Raw genomic sequence first — 18,414 nt, forward strand, 5'->3', positions numbered from 1 at the left:
GGTAGCCGTGGCGCTGACCGTCGGCGAGCTCAACGCCCTTCTGACCGTCGACGACAGGGCCGTGAACCCGGGGCTGCGCCGCGCCGAGGACGCTCTGCGCAGCTCCGGGCAGCGCATGGCCGACGACGCCGACCAGGCGGGCAGGGCGGCCGGGCAGGCTCTCGGCGAGGGCCTGCGTCGCGACGCCGCCGGGCAGCTCATCGCCGCACAGGGCCGGTTCATCGCCGCGGGTCGGCAGGTGGGCCAGGCTGCTGGCGACGCGGTCGGGGACGGTATCCGGCAGGGTACGGACGAGGGCGCCGCCGACGCCGCTACGGCCGCCGAGGGGCGGCTGGACCGGCTCAAGACCGCCGCGATGGGGATCGGTCTGGCGGCTGGTGCGGCGCTGATGGTCGGTATGGGGCAGGCGCTGGACCAGTCGCAGATCACCGCGCGGCTCGGCGCGCAGCTGGGGGCGACCCCTGCCGAGGCGCAGCGGTACGGGAAGATCGCGGGCCAGATGTACGGCCAGGCGATCACGGCCGATTTCCAGTCGGCGGCCGATGCGATCCGGCAGGTCATGGCGAACAAGCTGGTGCCTGCGGATGCGACGAACGCTCAGATCCAGAGCATCGCGACGAACGTCGCCGACTTGGCGAACACTTTCGAGATCGACCTGGGTCTTGCGGCGACGGCCGCGGGCGGCATGATCAAGAACGGCATGGCCAAGGACGGCCGCCAGGCCATGGACATCCTCGCTGCCGGGATGAAGGGCACCGGTACCGCTGGCGAGGACCTCGTGGAGACCTTCAGCGAGTACAGCCCCGTGTTCAAGGCCGCGGGTGTGTCCGGGGCGACGGCCATGGGCCTGATCAAGCAGGCCCTCGCGGGCGGCTGGGTCAAGGACACCGACAAGCTGGCCGACGCGATCAAGGAATTCAGCCTCCGCGCGGTCACGGACACCGAAGGAGTGCAGGAGTCTTTCAAGGCCTTGGGCCTGAACTCGAAGCAGATGGCCGCCGACATCGCCGCCGGTGGCACCCGCGGTGAGAAGGCTCTCGACAAGGTCCTCGACAAGCTCCGAGGCATGCCCGCGACGGCCGAGCGCGCCATGATCGTGCAGGAGCTTTTCGGCGGCCCGGGCGAGGACCTCGGCGCCGCCCTTTTTACCCTCGACGTGGACAAGGCGAGCAAGGCGATGGCCGGCGCCGCAGGCTCCGCGGACGAGCTCGGGGACGGCCTGCGCGACAGCCCCGCCCAAGCCGTGGCCGAGTTCCGGCAGGGCCTTCACCAGGCGTTCATCAACGTCCTCGGCGGGCAGGTCATCCCGGCGATCGCGCGCTTCATCGGGTGGATGCGCCGCAACGAGGGCACCGTGAAGGCCGTCGGGGCGATCCTCCTCGGCGTGCTGGTGCCTGCTCTGGTGATGATGGGCGTCACGGCCACGGTGGCCGCGGGCCGGGTCGTCGTCGGATGGACGATATCCGGTGCTGCGGCGCTGCGGTCGGCGGCTGTCCAGGTGGCGGCGGCCGCGCGGACGGTGGCCGGCTGGCTTGCTCAGGGCGCTGCGGCGGCCGCGCAGGGCGCCCGGGTTGCCGCGGCGTGGGTGATGACCGGGGCCCGTGCCGCCGGAGGCGCCGCGCTGCAACTCGCTGCGGGCGCCCGGGTCGTCGCGGGCTGGGTGCTGATGGGTGTCCAGTCGCTGCTCCAGGCGGGTCGGATGGCCGCGGCCTGGCTGATCGCGATGGGCCCGGTCGGGTGGGTCATCGCTGCGGTGGTCGGTCTGGTCGCGCTGATCATCGCGAACTGGGACACCGTGAAGCGGTGGACGGCTGCTGCGTGGGATTGGATCTGGCAGAAGGTCCAGGGCGCGATCGGTCTCATGATGGCCGGGATTGAGAGGCTGGGGCGGATCCCCGGCATGATCGCCGGGTGGTTCGGTCAGGCCAAGGCGTGGGCGATCCAGAAGATGGCCGAGCTTGTGGTGTGGGCGCAGGGTCTCCCGGGCCGGGTCATCGGCGCGATTTCCTCGCTCGGAAGTCGCCTGTGGTCGACGGTGTCCTCCGCGTTCGAGCGGTTCAAGCGCGGCGCGATTCTGAAGGCGGCGCAGGCCGTCGTGTGGCTCCGCGGTTTGCCGGGCCGGATCAGTGGCGCCCTGGGCAACCTCGGCAGCCTGCTAGTGAGCAAGGGCCGCGACGTCGTGCGCGGCCTGTGGAGCGGCATCCAGTCGATGGGCGGATGGCTCCGCGACACCCTCACGGGCTGGGCCCGGAACCTCATCCCCGGCCCGATCGCCAAGGCCCTCGGCATCGCCTCGCCGTCGAAGGTCATGGCCCGGCAGGTCGGCCGGTGGATCCCCGCCGGGATCATCGACGGCATCCAGTCCGGGCAGGGCGTCCTCGACAGCACCATGGCCGGCCTCGTCACCCCGCCCCACATCGGTGCAGCGTCCGGCACGGCGGGCGGCGTGGGTGTGACGGGCGGGGGTCGGGCCGGGCGGCAGACGCAGGTCATCGTGATCCGCGGCGACGGGTCCGCGCGGGCCGATTTCATCCTCGGTGAGCTGGCGCACGCCGTGAGCAAGCGCGGCGGGAACGTACAGCTGGCCGTGACCGGCCGAAGGGGGTAAGCGGTGGCGATTCCTGACGAGCCGCTCGGGACGCGGGTGGAGCTCCAGATCGGCGGCACGTGGCAGACCACGACCGGCGACGCTCTCACCCGCGACCCGATCACGATCACCCGCGGCCGCCGCGACGGCAACAGCAGGTGCGACGTGTCCCGGGCCACCGCGTCGTTCAAGAACACCGACGGGAAGTACAGCCCGAGGAACCCGCGCGGGCCGTGGTACGGGCAGTTCGGCCGCAACACCCCGATGCGGGTCTCGGTGCAGGGCCCGCAGTCCTACCTCGCGCTGACCGGGGAGCAGGCGGACATCGCCACCACCCCGGACACCGCAGCGCTCGACATCACCGGCGACCTCGACGTCCGGATCGAGGCCACCGGCGACTGGTACGGGCGCCGCAGCCAGGCCCTGATCGGCAAGTGGTCCTCCACGGACGGGCAGCGGTCGTGGATCCTGCGCACTTTCGACGGGATCCTCATCTTCAACTGGACCACCGGCGGCACGGACGCCACGTCGAGTTTCATCCAGAAGGCCCTCCCGGGCGGGCTCACCCGGGCGGCTTTCCGCGCCACCCTGGACGTCGACGACGGCGCGGGCGGCCACGTGCCGTCCCTGTACTGGGCCGAGTCGCTGGACGGCCCGTGGGCCCTGCTGTCGACCGCGGTCCTGCCCGGCTCCACCAGCGTCTTCAGCTCGACCACGGCCCTGGAGCTGTGCCCGAGCGTCCCCACCACGACGGTCCCGCGGCTGCCGATCCGCGGCCGCGTGCACCGCGCGGAGGTCCGCTCCGGAATCGGCGGCACCGCCGTCGCCAACCCCGACTTCCGCAGCCTCGCCGAGGACACCACCTCCTTCGCCGACAGCGCCGGCCGCACCTGGACCACGGCCGGCGCGGCGACGATCACCGACCGGGAGTACCGCATGGTCGGTGAAGTCCCCACGTGGGAGCCGAAATGGGGCACGTCAGGCCGGGACGTGTGGACCCCCGTGGAGGCCTCCGGCATCCAGCGCCGTCTCGGGCAGGGGCAGAAGCCCCTCGACTCGACGCTCAGGCGCCGTATCCCTGCGGGCGTGCCGCTGGCGTACTGGCCGATGGAGGAAGGCCGCGACGCCACCCAGGCGTACAGCGCCATCCCGGGCGGTGCCGCGCTGACCGTGTCCGGCCTCGACTTCGAGGGGGATGACTCCCTCGGCGGCTCCGCGCCGCTGCCGAAGCTCCGCAACCCCGCCTCCATGCGGGGGGTCGTGCCGCGGAGCAGCGCGGCCGGGTGGCACGCAGAGATGGTGTACTTCCTGCCGACGATGCCCGCCTCACAGACGGAGATCCTGCGGGTGGACGTGGCCGGGTCCACGATGAGCACGGCCGTCGTCTACGCCTCCACCGCGGGCATCCGCATCGAGGCCCGCAGCGGCGGGGACGTGCTCGCTTTCTTCCTCTACACCAACGCGACCGCTGTCGCCGACTTCGCCGGGGCGTGGAACAGACTCCAGCTCTTCGTCAGCGACGCCGGGGGCGGACAGACCAACGTCTGCGCCCGGTGGCTGGACACCAGCGCAGGCGGCGGCCACTGGACCGCAGCCACCCTCATCACCGGCGCGCAGGGCGCAGCGGTCGGGGTCGCAGGGACGTGGGGCGCGGCGACGGAGGGCATGGCCCTCGGGCATCTGGCCGTGTTCGACGTGGCCGGGTCCGGCCTCGCCCCGGGGGTGACGATCTACGAGGGCGCGGACGATGGTTTCGCCGGGGAGACCTCGCTGGACCGCCTGAGCCGGCTGTCCAGCGAGGAGGCCTCGACCATCGATCTGACGTGGGTCGACGGGGACACGTCGCGGTCGAGTGAGGCCATGGGCCCGCAGCGTCCCGTGGAGCTGCTCGATTTGCTGTACGAGTGCGCGGAGACCGACGGCGGGATCCTGTACGAGAGGCGGGACCGGCTCGGCATGGCCTACCGGGACCGCACCAGCCTCTACAACCAGCCGGCTGCGCTCACCCTGGACTACGCGGCCGGGGAGGTCGCGCCGCCGCTGGAGCCGGTGGAGGACGACCAGGACCTCCGCAACGACATCACCCGCACCCGCGAGGGCGGTTCGTCGGCGCGGGTGGTGTTGGAGTCCGGGCCGCTGTCGGTGCAGCCGCCGCCGGCCGGGGTGGGTGTGTACGACGATGCGCAGACCCGGTCGCTGGCGCTGGACGCGCAGGTGGTGCAGATCGCCGGGTGGGATCTGCACTTGGGCACGTGGGATGAGGCCCGGTATCGGGCGGTCACGGTCAACTTGCACAGGCACCCGGGCCTGATCCCGGCGGTGCTGGGGCTGGACATCGGCGACAAGATCGTGATCGAGAATCCGCCGGAGTGGCTGCCGCCGGGGCCGATCGAGCTGCTCATTCAGGGCACGTCGGAGACGCTGGGGCTGAGGAGGTGGAGCATCACGTTCCTGTGCACCCCGGCCGGGCCGTGGGCGGTCGGCGTGCTGGAGGACCCCGTGCTCGGCCGGCTCGACACCGACGGCGCGATCCTCAGCACCGCAGCGTCCACATCGGACACGGCGCTGGAGGTCCACACAGACACCACGGTCGGCCCCCGCTGGATCGACACCGCCGGATACGGCGCGATGTTCCCGTTCGACGTGAAGGCCGGCGGGGAGCGCATGACGGTGTCGGCCATCACGAACCGCTCCGACTCCTTCCCCCGCACCGTCGCGAGCACGTGGGGCACTGCGACCAGCGGGCAGGCGTGGACGGAGGTGGGCGGCGCCGCCTCGGACCGGTCCGTGAACGGCAGCCGCGGAGTGATCACCCTCGCGGGCAGCGTGTCGACGATCCGCTTTCAGCGGCTGGTCGCCACACACGTCGCCGACGCGGAAGTCCGGGTACGGCTGTCCGCGTCGGCGGTCGCCACCGGAGCGTCCGCAGTCCCGGGCGTGCTGCTGCGGTACGTCGACACCGGCACCTTCTACCGGGCGCGCGTGCACTTCAGCACCGGCGGCAACATGTTCCTCTCCGTCACCCGGGACACCACACAGATCGGCTCATCCCCCTCCGCGCCGTACACCTACACCGCCGGACAGGAGTTCGAGTTCCGTGTCCGGCTCGCCGGCCACACCATGCAGCTGAAGGTGTGGCCGGTCGGCCAGGCGGAGCCCGCCGGGTGGCAGCACACCGAGACCGTGGTGACCGGCCAGATCGACGCGGGCGGTATCGGCGTCACCGGATCCGCTTTCTCGGGCCTCACCAATGTCGGGCTGGAGCTCCGCTACGACGCCTACGAGGTCGTCACGCCGCAGCTTTTCACCGTCACCCGCTCCATCAGCAAGGCCCACGCGGCGGGGACACCCGTGTCCCTGCACGATCCGATGCGCCTCGCGCTCTGAAAGGGAGGACCCTGTGCCTCTTCTCGCCGGGCAGATCATGACCGCCGGCCAGGCCGGGCGCCTTCAGCCCCGCACCTATGAAGCGGTCGGCACCAGCAACCTGGCCCTCACCACGACGGAGGCCGACGTCCCCGGGGCAAGCATCACCCTGGACGCCGAGACCGCCGGCGCCGTGTACGTCGCCCACGCCGTCTTCAGCTTCGACGCCACCGGCACGACCACGGCTTTCGCCTCGGGAGCGCTGGACCTAGACGGAGCCGGAGTGACGGGCAATGCCCGCTGGACCGGTGACCTCGCCAGCGACTTCGGCTCGCCGGCCATGCTGTGGCGCGGCACCCTGACCGCCGGGACGCACACCTTCAAGCTGCGGGGATCGATCTCCAGCGGCACGGGAATTCAGGTGCTGGGGGCATTCACCAAGCTCATCGTCACTGTCCACGAGGTGGTGTAGTCGTGACCATCCTGAGTACGGGCGGGCTGTCTCTGGCGGGTCTGCATTCCACTACCGAGGTGCGCGCGGACGCACACTCCACCGCGTGGGTGTCAGGCGACACGCTCACGGTGGATGCCGGATACGGGCGGCTCACGGTACGCCGCTGGACCGGCTGATCCCCGCCCGAATCACTGCGCCCCGCGCCGCCGGCCCGGGGCCTTTCTCATGTCTGGAGGCCCCCTGATGGCTCCCCCGATGCCAGCGCAGACGCTGGTAGACATCCTGCGCGCTGAGGGCCTGACCGTGCTGGAGGTCGGCAACTGGCGCACCCACAACCGCACCCACAAGGGCCCCTGGGGGCCCGTCCACGGCGTGATGATCCACCACACCGTGACGTCCGGGACGCAGCGGACCGTCGACCTCTGCCGGACCGGCTACACGGGCCTGCCCGGCCCGCTGTGCCACGGCGTCATCGCCAAGGACGGCACGGTCCACCTGATCGGCTACGGCCGGACGAACCACGCCGGGCCCGGAGACGGCGACGTCCTCCGCGCCGTCATCGCCGAGACCCCGGCCCGGCCCCGCGACGACAAAGCGAACACGGACGGGAACCCGCACTTCTACGGCTTCGAGTGCGAGAACCTCGGCGACGGCAAAGACCCCTGGCCACAGGCCCAGTTGGAGGCGATCGAGAGGGCGGCTGCCGCTGTCTGCCGGCACCACGGGTGGGGGCCCCGGTCGGTGATCGGGCATCTTGAGTGGCAGCCGGGGAAGATCGACCCCCGGGGCTTCACCATGGACTCGCTGCGGGACCGGATCGGTGACCGGCTCGCCGTGGACCCCGAGCCCGCGGAGCCTGCGGCGGTGGGCGGCCCGTACACCGTGGAGAAGGGCGACACCCTGTCCGCGGTCGGCCGGGAACTCGGGGTGCCGTGGAAGGACATCGCCAAGGCCAACGGCCTCACGGCCCCGTACCGGATCGTGCCGGGCCAGGAGCTGACGACCCCCAGCAAGACCGGGGCCGTGAAGCCGGCCGCCCCGCCGCGGCCGGTGGTGGACCTGTCCCGGCTCGTCGCCGCGGCGCTGGCGGACCCGCCGAAGCGCGGCACACCCGCCTCCTACCACGGCGTGAAGACCGTAGAGCAGGCGCTCGTCAAGGAGGGGCTCCTCGCCCCGAGCCTCGCGGACGGCCACTTCGGCACCGCCACCCGCACCGCCTACGCCGCCTGGCAGCGCCGCTGCGGCTACCGAGGCGCGGCGGCCGACGGCATCCCCGGCAAGACCAGCCTCACCAAGCTCGGCGCCAAGCACGGCTTCACCGTCACCAACTGATCGATCGGAGACCAGCCCATGTTCACTCGCGCATTCTGGAAGGCCACCGCCGAGCGGATGATCCGCACCTTCGCCCAGGGCACCCTCGGCGTGGCGAGCGCCGACGGCCTCGGCATCCTCGACGTCGACTGGGCCCAAGCCGCGTCCGTCGGCGGACTCGCCGCAGCCCTCGCCCTGCTCACCGCCATCGCCGCATCCGGCGCGGGTCAGCCTGGTCCGGGTATCACCGAGTCCGCGGGCCGGCCGTGACCCCGCCGGAGCAGCACCAGGTGGCGCTGGAGCTCGAGCGGCTGCGCGGCACGATGGCGGAGGGATTCGCCGCACTGGGCGGCCGACTGGACAACGCGCTGCAGCGCACGTCTCAGACGGAGGCGGATATCGACAAGCTCGAGCAGCGGATCGAGCTGCTAGAGCGGGCCCGGTGGCCTCTGCCGTCGGTGGCCGCGCTGGTCGCGCTGGTGGGGCTGGGCCTGTCGCTGTATCAGCTGGCGGCCCGCTGAGATGAGTGACGACGCGATCCGCGCCGCCATCGCCACCGGACACTCCGTCATCAGCATCGCCTCCGCCGCAGACCTCAGCCGCGCCCGCATCTACCAGATCCGCGACGGCCGCCGCTGACACCCCTCACACACGCGCCCCCTGTCTGGTCCTCCGGGACCGGGCAGGGGGCGCTTTCGTCATGCCCGCTTGCGCGCAAGACCCCGCCTAGCGCTCGGACGAGCAATCCGACGCAATCACCCACCGGTCAGCGCCCGACCGTCGCATGCTGGAGCCACCAACCAGCCACGACGGAGGACGACATGACACTCCGCTTCATCGGCACCACGTCCGAGCACGGCAACTGCCCCACCCTCTACGAGATCGAGGAGACCGGGGACCTCGTCGTCCAGGGCGACGAGATCGACGCCGGGCACCGCGCCCAGCTCCGGGACCTCGGCGTATCGGAAACCGCCGTAGTCATCCCGCGGGACCTGCTCACCCGCTACGCCCCCAAGGAGTAACCGTGCCCCTGGTGCCCTTCGAGGAGATCGCCCACCTGTTCAGCGAGTTCGAGCACACTGCGTTCCGGCTGGAGACCCGCCGCGGCTACGCCTCCGACCGGCAGGGCGCCCGGTTCCAGGCGTTCATGCGCGGCACCGACCCGCAGCCCGAACCGGACCACCCGTGGAACGTCAACGTGCGGGAGAAGACGGCGGCCGGCGGCCGGTTCTCACGGGTGCGGATCATCGACGAGCCGCCCACGGACGGACAGCAGTTCCTCATGGCCACTGCGGCCGGCAACATCGCCGCAGGCGAGGACATCCGCGTCCTACCCCGTGGGGAAGCCGTGCGCCTCGCCCTTCCCGGCTACGACTTCTGGCTGTTCGACTCCCAGGCCATGGTCCGCATGCACATCGACGACACCGACACCACGGTCGGCGTGGAGCTCGTCGAGGACCAGGCGCAGGTTCTCGCCGCCTGCCGAGCCCGAGACGCTGCCTGGCCCCTGGCCGTCCCTACTGCCGAGGCCTGGGCACAGGTACGTTCGTCTGTGTGACCACGGACTACCAGACCGCACGGGTCGCCCTCGGTGCGCGGCTGCGCGAGCTGCGTACCGAGACCGGCCTGACCGGGAAGGACTTCGCCGACCGGCTCGGCTGGCAGCCCTCGAAAGTGTCCCGTCTGGAGCACGGGAAGCAGACCGCGACGGAGGCCGACCTCGAGGCCTGGGCCGCCGCCGCAGGCGCGCCCGAGCACGCCGCCGACCTGAAGAGCCGCCTCCGGGGGCTCGAGTCCCAGCAGCGCTCGTGGCGCCGCCAGCTCGCCACCGGACACCGGCCGGTCCAGGACCGCTACGTCGTGGAGTACCGGCAGACGGCGACCGTCCGCGGCTACGAGGCCACCGTCATCCCGGGCCTGTTTCAGACGCCCGGTTACGCCCGGCACCTGCTGCTGCAGAACGCCGACCTGATGGGCTCCCCCCGCGATACCGACGAGGCTGTGGCCGCCCGTATGCGCCGCCAGGAGGTGCTGTACGAGGCGGGCAAGCTGTTCCGCGTCCTCGTGTGGGAGGGCGCCCTCCACGCGCTGATCTGCCCGCACGACGTCATGGCCGGCCAACTGGACCGGCTCGTCGGGCTGATCGGCATGAGCACCGTGGAGCTGGGGATCGTCCCGCTAGGCGCCCCGCTGGGGTTGACCCCGAAGCACGGTTTTTGGATCTTCGGTGAGAAGCGCGTCATCGTCGAGACCATCAACACGGAGCTCCAGTACGACTCGGTCGACGACCTCGCCCTGTACGGACGGGTGTGGGACCGCCTCAGCGAAGGGGCAGCGCACGGTGCGCGGGCGCACCGTCTGATTGCCCGGGCTCGCGCACACCTCTCGCCCGCGTGAGCAACGGCTCACAAGCTGCTGAGCGGCCCGCGCAATCCTGAGCAATCGGCGCGCCAGGGCGGGCCGTCGGTTCCTACGGTCCTGGTCATGGAGACGGGAATCCAGCCGGCCGCGGGCGGACACGCGGACACGCACAGCTACTGCCACTGGCACAAAGGGCCTTCCGGGAGCGCCCGCCTGGTCGATCTCGTCGAGCGGCAGTCCGGGCCCCCGGTCGCGCTGTACGCCTGCCAGCCGTGCCGCGAGCAGCGCCGGCTCCCCGTGCGGCTGGAGGCGACGGCATGAAGCTCTGGGACCACGCCACCACGACGACTGACGGGCGCACCGGGCTGATCACGATGGACCTCGGTGACCACATGTTCCGGGTCCGTTTCCATCACGGCCGCGCGCCGCGGCCCGGGCTCCTGAGCGAAGCGACGATCCGCGGCGAGCGGCTGCGGCCGGCGACCGCCGAGGAGAAGGCCCAGGCGGTCGCGGCAGGGCTGGTGCGGGAGAACGAACGCAGCGGCCTGCGCCCGGCCCCGAAGAGCCGCCGCCCGGAGTAGCACCCGGACGGTACGGCGGGCGTCCGACGGCGATCTCTACAGGCCGCCCGCTGCCACGGCCCCGGCCGGTCACAGGATTCCCGTCCCGCCGGCCGGGGCCCTCGAACCGATGACAGAGGAGAGAGGCGAGTACGTGAGCATCGCGGTACTGGAGCCGGAGGGCCTGCTGGGGGAAACCGTGTGCCAGGGGTGCTGGCTGCGCCCGGCCGGGACGAAGGGGCTGGCGACCGGCCTCGCCCGCTGCGGGGGGTGCGCTGATGCCAACGTCCCTGCGAGGGTAGATCTGTTCCCGCCGCTCGGGATCTACCGCCTGACGTGGGTAAAGATCCGTCGGGGCGAGACTGAGGCCCGGCACCGTGGCCCGGGCGCGCCGCAGAGCCCTCCCGATCCGGGGCCGCCGCTGCCGTCTCCTGCTCCTACCCCGACGCCTGGCCGGCCGCCGGTCTAGGTGGCGCTCGTGCTGCCCCGGTCCCCCTGCGTCCCCCGTCGCGGGCGGGCCGGGGCGTCGTCGCGGAGGAGGTCCTCGACGGCGAGATCGAGGGCGTGGGCGATACGGAGCACTGTGCTGAGCGGTGGGTCGCTGATCGCGTACTCGATCCGGTGGACGGTCTTGCTGTCGATCGCTACGAGTTCGCCGAGTCGCTCCTGTGTGAGGTTCTGGGTGAGTCGTCTGGAGCGGATGCGGGCGCCGATGGCCCGGCGGCGGGTGAGTACCCAGTCGGGCAGCGGGTCGGACGACACCAGACCCACGCTGGAGTGATCTTGGCAGTATGTCCTTACCTGGCTAGGTAAAAAGTTTGATCTTGTAGTGGTCGGGAAACTCGCCAGGCAAGGCGGATGTGGCCCACAAAGACCTCCCGCCCGCGACGGCGGTGAGGAGCGGCCGCGGCGTGATTGGCGTCCGCCGCGGCCGCGCGCCCCTGACCGTTCCTGGCCGGTTCACGCCGCCCCGCTCTCCTTGGAGGGCGGGGCGGTCTACTGTGGGCAGCATGACGCCCCCTGCTGCGATATCCGGCAGGGGGCGTCTTCCCGGACGAAGGCCTCCCGTGACTCTTCGCCCAGTCTCGTCTGGGGCTGTGGCGTCAGACGGACGGTGTGGTCACGCTCGTCTACCCCAAGGGCACTGTACCCGGGGCGATCACTCTTCTACACCCCGTAGCTGATCATCTACAGAACTGCGATGTTGTGTTCGAGTTAAGTTACGGACTAGTACCGGATTCTCAAGATCAAGACATGTAGAAGGCCCGGTAGACGATGATCTCTACCGGGCCTCTGACCTGCGGGTAAGTCTGGTGGGGCTAACAGGATTTGAACCTGTGGCCTCATCCTTATCAGGGATGCGCTCTAACCAACTGAGCTATAGCCCCGCCGCGCTGCGCGCTGACCCCTGAAGGTTAGCGCACGCGGGGGGTAGTCCCAAAATCGGTTCTCCACCCCCCGGGACCTCGGCTTTTTCGTCCTCGGCCTATTCGTCCTCGGCCAGCGTGAGCTCGACTCCGCCCACGAACCCGGCGGAGAGGTTGTAGATGAAGGCGCCAAGTGTCGCCAGTGCCGTGGCCAGCACCACGTCGATGACCGCGATCACCGATGTGAAGAGAAGCACCCGCGGGAGCGAGAGGAACGACTGGAGGTCGAAGCCGTTGCTCTCGTTCGATCCCGTGGCCTCGCTGATCGTCCCGCCGACCGTCGAGAAGACGCCCATGGCGTCCATGACCATCCACAGCACCGCCGCGGCGACGATCGTGCAGATGCCCAGGGCGATCGAGAGCAGGAAGCTGACCTTCATCACCGACCACGGGTCGGCCTTGGCCACCCGCAGGCGCGCCTTGCGCGTCCGGGGCTGGGTGGTCGCCCCGGTACGGGGCCTGCGGACGGCCGCGCCCTCGGCCGCCTGCTGAGCTTGTTGCGCTTGTTGCGCCTGCGGCCCAGGACGCGGCTGACCGCCCTGCGTCCCCCCAGAGGGGGAGGGGTACGCCTGGGGCGGATGGTACGGCTGGGTTCCCTGCTGCACCGGTTGCTCCCCACCATAGGTTTCCTGCGAGGGCTGCGGCCCCCGGCTGTCGGTCACGGTCGTCGCCCCGCCATCGGCGGGATCGCCCCCCGCCCGGGAGTGCGAGGCGGAGCCACCGGCACCGTTCGCCCCGGAGGCATCGCCGGCATCGGCCGGTCCGGCGCCGGTGGCTCCACTCACGCTCTACTCCTCGTCGTACTCTGCGGCCGAGGGCCCAGCGCCCTGACCGTTGCCGGCGCCCCCGGCGATCCCTGCCCCGGCGGCCTCTTCGGCTTCCGCGGTCCCGGCGGCCTCGTCGGTCCCGGCGGCCTCGTCGGTCCCAGCGGTCCCGTCGGTCCCAGCGGTCCCGTCGGTCCCAGCGGTCCCGTCGACCTCTTCGGCCTCGCGGCCGGCCTCCGCGTTGCGCGCGATGCCCACGACGGCGTCCCGCTTGCCGAGGTTGATCAACTGGACGCCCATGGTGTCACGGCCCGTCTCCCTGACTTCATTGACTCGCGTACGAATCACGCCGCCGGACAGGGTGATGGCGAGGATCTCGTCGGTTTCCTCCACCACCAGCGCGCCGACCAGGGAACCGCGATCCTCCACGATCTTGGCGGCCTTGATGCCGAGGCCGCCCCTGCCCTGGACGCGGTACTCGTCGACGGCGGTCCGCTTGGCGTACCCGCCGTCCGTGGCGGTGAACACGAATGTACCGGGCCGCACCACGTTCATCGAGAGGAGTTCGTCGCCCTCGCGGAAGCTCATGCCCTTCACACCCGATGTGGCGCGGCCCATCGGGCGCAGTGCGTCGTCCGTCGCGGTGAACCGGATCGACTGGGCCTTCCTGCTGATCAGCAGCAGGTCGTCCTCGGCCGACACCAGTTCGGCACCGATCAGCTCGTCGTCGCCGCCGCCCTCCGTCTCGCGCAGGTTGATCGCGATGACACCGCCGGACCGCGGGGAGTCGTAGTCCTTCAGCGGCGTCTTCTTCACCAGGCCCGCCTTGGTGGCGAGGACCAGATAGGGCGCGGCCTCGTAGTCCCGGATCGCCAGGATCTCGGCGATCTGCTCGTCCGGCTGGAAGGCCAGCAGGTTGGCGACGTGCTGGCCACGGGCGTCCCGTCCGGCGTCCGGCAGCTCGTACGCCTTGGCCCGGTAGACCCGCCCCTTGTTGGTGAAGAACAGCAGCCAGTGGTGCGTGGTGGAGACGAAGAAGTGGTCGACGATGTCGTCCTCCTTCAGCTTCGTGCCCCGTACGCCCTTGCCGCCGCGCTTCTGCGAGCGGTAGTCGTCGGTCTTGGTGCGCTTCACATAGCCGCCGCGGGTGATCGTGACGACGATGTCCTCCTCGGCGATCAGGTCCTCGATGGACATGTCGCCGTCGAAGGGGACGAGCTTGGAGCGCCGGTCGTCGCCGAACTTCTCGACGAGGGCGGCCAGCTCCTCGCTGACGATGCCGCGCTGCTTCTCGGGGGAGGCGAGGATCCGCTGGTACTCGTCGATCTTCGCCTGCAGTTCGTCGTGCTCCTGCACGATCTTCTGGCGCTCCAGGGCGGCCAGCCGCCGCAGCTGCATCTCGAGGATCGCGTTGGCCTGGATCTCGTCGATGTCCAGCAGGCCCATCAGACCCCCGCGCGCGACCTCGACCGTCTCACTGCGCCGGATCAGCGCGATGACCTCGTCGATGGCGTCGAGCGCCTTGAGCAGACCTCGCAGGATATGGGCGCGCTCCTCGGCCTTGCGCAGCCGGAACTTAGTCCGGCGGACGACGACCTCGATCTGGTGGGTGACCCAGTGCCGGATGAAGGCGTCGAGCGACAGCGTGCGCGGTACCCCGTCGACCAGTGCCAGCATGTTGGCGCCGAAGTTGGTCTGCAGGTCGGTGTGCTTGTACAGGTTGTTGAGGACGACCTTGGCCACGGCGTCCCGCTTCAGCACGATGACCAGGCGCTGGCCCGTGCGGGACGAGGTCTCGTCGCGGACGTCGGCGATGCCGCCGATCCTGCCGTCCTTCACCAGGTCCGCGATCTTCTGCGCGAGGTTGTCGGGGTTGACCTGGTACGGAAGCTCCGTGACCACCAGGCACTGCCGGTTCTGGATCTCCTCGACCTCGACGACCGCCCGCATGGTGATCGAGCCGCGGCCGGTACGGTACGCCTCCTCGATGCCCTTGCGGCCCACGACCAGCGCCCCGGTCGGGAAGTCCGGGCCCTTGATCCGCTCGACCAGCGCGTCGAGGAGCTCCTCGTGGGACGCCTCGGGGTGCTCCAGCGCCCACTGGGCGCCGGCCGCGACCTCGCGCAGGTTGTGCGGCGGGATGTTGGTGGCCATCCCGACGGCGATCCCGGCACTGCCGTTGACCAGCAGGTTCGGGAAGCGGGACGGCAGGACCGTCGGCTCCTGGTTGCGGCCGTCGTAGTTGTCCTGGAAGTCGACGGTCTCCTCGTCGATGTCCCGGAGCATCTCCATGGACAGCGGCGCCATCTTGCACTCGGTGTAGCGCATGGCCGCCGCCGGGTCGTTGCCCGGGGAGCCGAAGTTGCCGTTCGAGTCCACCAGCGGCATCCGCATCGACCACGGCTGAGCGAGGCGGACCAGCGCGTCGTAGATCGAGGAGTCGCCGTGCGGGTGGTACGTGCCCATGACGTCACCGACGACCCGGGCGCACTTGTAGAAGCCCTTCTCGGGCCGGTAGCCGCCGTCGTACATCGCGTACAGCACCCGGCGGTGCACGGGCTTGAGGCCGTCCCGCACATCGGGCAGCGCGCGCGACACGATGACGGACATCGCGTAGTCGAGGTAGGAGCGCTGCATCTCCGTCTCGAGCCCGACCGGCTCGATCCGCAGCTGTGTGCCCTCTTCCTCGACGCCGGTGGTGACGGGAGCGGGATTGTCCCCGCCGGGGACGGGGGTGGTCTCGTCGGCCATTGCTGGTCTTCAGTCCTTTCGAGCGGTCAGCTGAGACCGGCTCAGATGTCGAGGAAGCGGACGTCCTTGGCGTTGCGCTGGATGAAGGAGCGCCGTGCCTCGACGTCCTCGCCCATCAGCACCGAGAACAGGTCGTCCGCCTGCGCGGCGTCGTCCAGCGTGACCTGGCCGAGGACGCGGTGCTCGACGTCCATCGTGGTGACGCGCAGCTCCTCGGCGTTCATCTCGCCGAGACCCTTGAAGCGCTGGATCGAGTCCTCCCTGATCCGCTTGCCCTGCTGCTTGCCGATCTCGACGAGGGCGTCGCGCTCGCGGTCCGAGTAGGCGTACTCGAAGTCGTCCCGGCCCCACTTGATCTTGTAGAGCGGGGGGCGGGACAGGAACACATGGCCCGCCTCGACCAGCGGCCGCATGAAGCGGAAGAGGAAGGTCAGCAGCAGGGTGTTGATGTGCTGGCCGTCCACGTCGGCGTCCGCCATCAGAATGATCTTGTGATACCGGAGCTTCCCGATGTCGAAGTCCTCGTGGACACCGGTGCCGAAGGCGGAGATCAGCGCCTGGACCTCGGTGTTCTGGAGGATCTTGTCGACCCGCGCCTTCTCGACGTTCAGGATCTTTCCGCGGATCGGCAGGATCGCCTGGTACATGGGGTTGCGGCCGGACTTGGCCGAACCGCCGGCCGAGTCTCCCTCGACGATGAAGATCTCGCACTTGGTGGGGTCGCTCGACTGGCAGTCGGACAGCTTGCCCGGCAGCGAGGCGCTCTCCAGCAGGCCCTTGCGGCGCGTGAGATCGCGGGCCTTGCGGGCGGCGACCCGGGCCGTGGCGGCCTGGATGCCCTTGCGGACGATGTCCGCCGCCTCGTTGGGGTTGCGGTCGAACCAGTCGGTGAGGTGCTCGTTGACCACCTTCTGGACGAAGGTCTTCGCCTCCGTGTTGCCCAGTTTCGTCTTGGTCTGGCCCTCGAACTGGGGCTCGCCGAGCTTGACCGAGATGATCGCGGTCAGACCCTCGCGGATGTCCTCACCGGTGAGGTTGTCGTCCTTCTCGCGCAGCAGCTTCCGATCCCGCGCATAGCGGTTGACCAGACCCGTGAGCGCGGCGCGGAAGCCCTCCTCGTGGGTACCGCCCTCGTGCGTGTGGATCGTGTTGGCGAAGGAGTAGACGCCCTCGCTGTACTGCGAGTTCCACTGCATCGCCACCTCGACCGAGAGCAGCCGCTCCTTGTCCTCGGCCTCGATGTCGATGACCGTCGGGTGGATCAGCTCGCCCTTGCGGGAGTTCAGATACGTCACGAAGTCGACGATGCCGCCCTCGTAGTGGTACTCGACCGTGCGCGCCTTCGGCTCGGCCGCCGCCTCCGCGTCCGGGTCGTCCGCGCCGACGGTCGCCTTCGCCGACTCGCGCTCGTCCGTCAGCGTCAGGGTCAGGCCCTTGTTGAGGAAGGCCATCTCCTGGAAGCGGCGGGACAGCGTCTCGAACGAGTACTCGATCGTCTCGAAGATGTCCGGGTCGGCCCAGAACGTGACCGTGGTGCCCGAGTCCCCGACCTGCTCGTGCTTCGCCAGCGGGGCGGTGGGAACCCCCGTCTTGTAGTCCTGCGTCCAGCGGTAGCCGTCCCGCTTGATGTCCACCGAGACCTTGGTGGAGAGCGCGTTGACCACGCTCACGCCGACGCCGTGCAGACCACCCGAGACGGCGTAGCCGCCGCCTCCGAACTTGCCGCCCGCGTGCAGCACCGTGAGGACGACCTCGACGGCCGGCTTCTTCTCCACCGGGTGGATGTCGACGGGAATGCCGCGGCCGTTGTCCACGACCCTGACACCGCCGTCGGCGAGGATCGTCACGTCGATCCTGTCCGCGTGCCCGGCCAGGGCCTCGTCGACGGAGTTGTCGACGACCTCCTGGACGAGGTGATGGAGACCGCGCTCACCGGTCGACCCGATGTACATGCCGGGCCGCTTGCGGACCGCGTCCAGACCCTCGAGGACGGTGATCGCGCTGGCGTCGTACGACGCGGGCCCCAGGCCCGCGCCGGTCCCGTCGGCGGCAGTGGAAGGAATGTTCTCGTTGGGGTTGCCGGAATCGGCCACGAAGCGCCCTTTCTGGCACAGCACACACCGTTCTCCGGGCAAGCGGGACCGGCTGCGTCGTTCGGCTGTAATCGACGTGTCCCGCACGGCGGCGGGATTCTGTGTCAGTCTACCGGTACCGCCGACATGAATGGGGGTTTGCGGGTCCCTGAGTCCGCATGTGCCGCCCTCAACGGGCGGCCGCCGACTCCCCATATTCGGGAAGGGCCCCCAAGAGGCTCACGCAGGCTTTGAGCGCTTCGGCCTGTCAACCCCCGGCTACGGTGAGGGACACCCCGGGCGCCCCACCGGTCCCACCGCGGAAGAGGCTGCCCCGCCGGAGGGCGAGCGCCGGGGGGACGGGGGAGTGCTGCCCCCGCCCCGATGCGCTCTGACCTGCGACGATGGTCGACATCTGCGGCCCGCGCACTGCGGTCGGCGGGGGAAGCGGCAGAGGGGTGCAGCAGGTGGGTGCGGTCTGCCGTCGCGGCCGTCGCACCCGGTCCGCGGGGGAACGGGGCACCGCACTGCGGGCACCGGCCGGTGAACGGCCGTCCCACGGGCCGGGAACCGCGGCAGGCGCGGGGGGAGGGCGGGCCGCGACGAGCCGGAGACGGACGTGCGCTTGTGACGCAGACCACTTCGCGGCAAGGCTCCCCGGACAGGGCCCGGGTGGGCGGCCTCTGGAGAGGAGCGGGTGGGCGGCCTCTGGAGAGGGGCGCGTGAAAGGAGCGGCAAGGGCGCGCGGAAGGGCGGATACG

General features: G+C 70.5%; 16 protein-coding genes and 1 tRNA gene. 12 read left to right on the top strand and 5 right to left on the bottom strand.

What is annotated here, in order from left to right; translation table 11 throughout:
• The first annotated feature begins 7 nt into the window (after positions 1 to 7).
• From SCWH03_RS13695 to SCWH03_RS13750, 12 genes are all read left to right on the top strand, one after another.
• Positions 8 to 2,608, top strand: a complete 2,601-nt coding sequence (locus SCWH03_RS13695) for a phage tail tape measure protein (RefSeq protein WP_173264473.1) — start codon at positions 8 to 10, stop codon at positions 2,606 to 2,608.
• A 3-nt stretch (positions 2,609 to 2,611) separates the two neighbouring features.
• Positions 2,612 to 5,974 (top strand): hypothetical protein, encoded by a 3,363-nt coding sequence (locus tag SCWH03_RS13700; protein ID WP_173264474.1) that lies wholly within the window; start codon positions 2,612 to 2,614, stop codon positions 5,972 to 5,974.
• Positions 5,975 to 5,987: 13 nt separating this feature from the next.
• The gene (locus tag SCWH03_RS13705; protein ID WP_173264475.1) at positions 5,988 to 6,425 is read left to right on the top strand and encodes a hypothetical protein; all 438 of its coding nucleotides are present in this window, start codon (positions 5,988 to 5,990) and stop codon (positions 6,423 to 6,425) included.
• A gap of 2 nt (positions 6,426 to 6,427) precedes the next feature.
• On the top strand, positions 6,428 to 6,583 hold the full coding sequence (locus SCWH03_RS13710; protein WP_173264476.1) for a hypothetical protein: 156 nt from the start codon (positions 6,428 to 6,430) through the stop codon (positions 6,581 to 6,583).
• A 67-nt stretch (positions 6,584 to 6,650) separates the two neighbouring features.
• Positions 6,651 to 7,739: an N-acetylmuramoyl-L-alanine amidase gene (locus SCWH03_RS13715; RefSeq protein WP_173264477.1), complete on the top strand. Its 1,089-nt coding sequence runs from the start codon at positions 6,651 to 6,653 to the stop codon at positions 7,737 to 7,739.
• An 18-nt stretch (positions 7,740 to 7,757) separates the two neighbouring features.
• Positions 7,758 to 7,988, top strand: coding sequence for a holin (locus SCWH03_RS13720; protein WP_173264478.1), 231 nt, complete (start codon positions 7,758 to 7,760; stop codon positions 7,986 to 7,988).
• Between the two features lie 20 nt (positions 7,989 to 8,008).
• A complete protein-coding gene (locus SCWH03_RS13725; RefSeq protein ID WP_254076742.1) occupies positions 8,009 to 8,239 on the top strand; it encodes a hypothetical protein in 231 nt (76 codons plus the stop codon).
• A 300-nt stretch (positions 8,240 to 8,539) separates the two neighbouring features.
• The gene (locus SCWH03_RS13730; protein ID WP_173264480.1) at positions 8,540 to 8,740 is read left to right on the top strand and encodes a hypothetical protein; all 201 of its coding nucleotides are present in this window, start codon (positions 8,540 to 8,542) and stop codon (positions 8,738 to 8,740) included.
• Between the two features lie 2 nt (positions 8,741 to 8,742).
• Positions 8,743 to 9,276: a DUF6879 family protein gene (locus SCWH03_RS13735; RefSeq protein WP_173264481.1), complete on the top strand. Its 534-nt coding sequence runs from the start codon at positions 8,743 to 8,745 to the stop codon at positions 9,274 to 9,276.
• Entirely contained in the window at positions 9,273 to 10,115 is an 843-nt protein-coding gene (locus SCWH03_RS13740) for a helix-turn-helix domain-containing protein (protein WP_173264482.1), read from the top strand. The genes SCWH03_RS13735 and SCWH03_RS13740 overlap by 4 nt, the downstream gene beginning before the upstream one ends.
• An 87-nt stretch (positions 10,116 to 10,202) precedes the next feature.
• On the top strand, positions 10,203 to 10,400 hold the full coding sequence (locus SCWH03_RS13745) for a hypothetical protein (RefSeq protein WP_173264201.1): 198 nt from the start codon (positions 10,203 to 10,205) through the stop codon (positions 10,398 to 10,400).
• Complete coding sequence (locus SCWH03_RS13750; RefSeq protein WP_173264483.1) at positions 10,397 to 10,660, top strand: hypothetical protein; 264 nt, start codon at positions 10,397 to 10,399, stop codon at positions 10,658 to 10,660. Before SCWH03_RS13745 ends, SCWH03_RS13750 begins: the two co-directional genes overlap by 4 nt.
• 444 nt (positions 10,661 to 11,104) lie before the next feature.
• Here the strand turns inward: SCWH03_RS13750 and SCWH03_RS13755 are convergent, their stop codons facing one another.
• From SCWH03_RS13755 to gyrB, 5 genes are all read right to left on the bottom strand, one after another.
• Positions 11,105 to 11,401 carry a helix-turn-helix transcriptional regulator gene (locus tag SCWH03_RS13755; protein ID WP_173264484.1) on the bottom strand — a complete coding sequence of 99 codons (297 nt, stop codon included), beginning with the start codon at positions 11,399 to 11,401 and terminating at the stop codon, positions 11,105 to 11,107.
• 549 nt (positions 11,402 to 11,950) lie between these two features.
• Positions 11,951 to 12,027, bottom strand: a tRNA-Ile gene (locus SCWH03_RS13760).
• 98 nt (positions 12,028 to 12,125) lie between these two features.
• Positions 12,126 to 12,728 carry a DUF3566 domain-containing protein gene (locus SCWH03_RS13765; protein ID WP_371872672.1) on the bottom strand — a complete coding sequence of 201 codons (603 nt, stop codon included), beginning with the start codon at positions 12,726 to 12,728 and terminating at the stop codon, positions 12,126 to 12,128.
• A 126-nt stretch (positions 12,729 to 12,854) separates the two neighbouring features.
• Positions 12,855 to 15,581, bottom strand: coding sequence for a DNA gyrase subunit A (gene gyrA / locus SCWH03_RS13770; RefSeq protein ID WP_173264486.1), 2,727 nt, complete (start codon positions 15,579 to 15,581; stop codon positions 12,855 to 12,857).
• Positions 15,582 to 15,622: 41 nt separating this feature from the next.
• Entirely contained in the window at positions 15,623 to 17,698 is a 2,076-nt protein-coding gene (gene gyrB / locus SCWH03_RS13775; RefSeq protein ID WP_272491066.1) for a DNA topoisomerase (ATP-hydrolyzing) subunit B, read from the bottom strand.
• Positions 17,699 to 18,414 lie beyond the last annotated feature (716 nt).

Origin of the sequence: Streptomyces pacificus (assembly GCF_011766325.1) — a bacterium.
Taxonomy (GTDB): Bacteria; Actinomycetota; Actinomycetes; order Streptomycetales; family Streptomycetaceae; genus Streptomyces; species Streptomyces pacificus.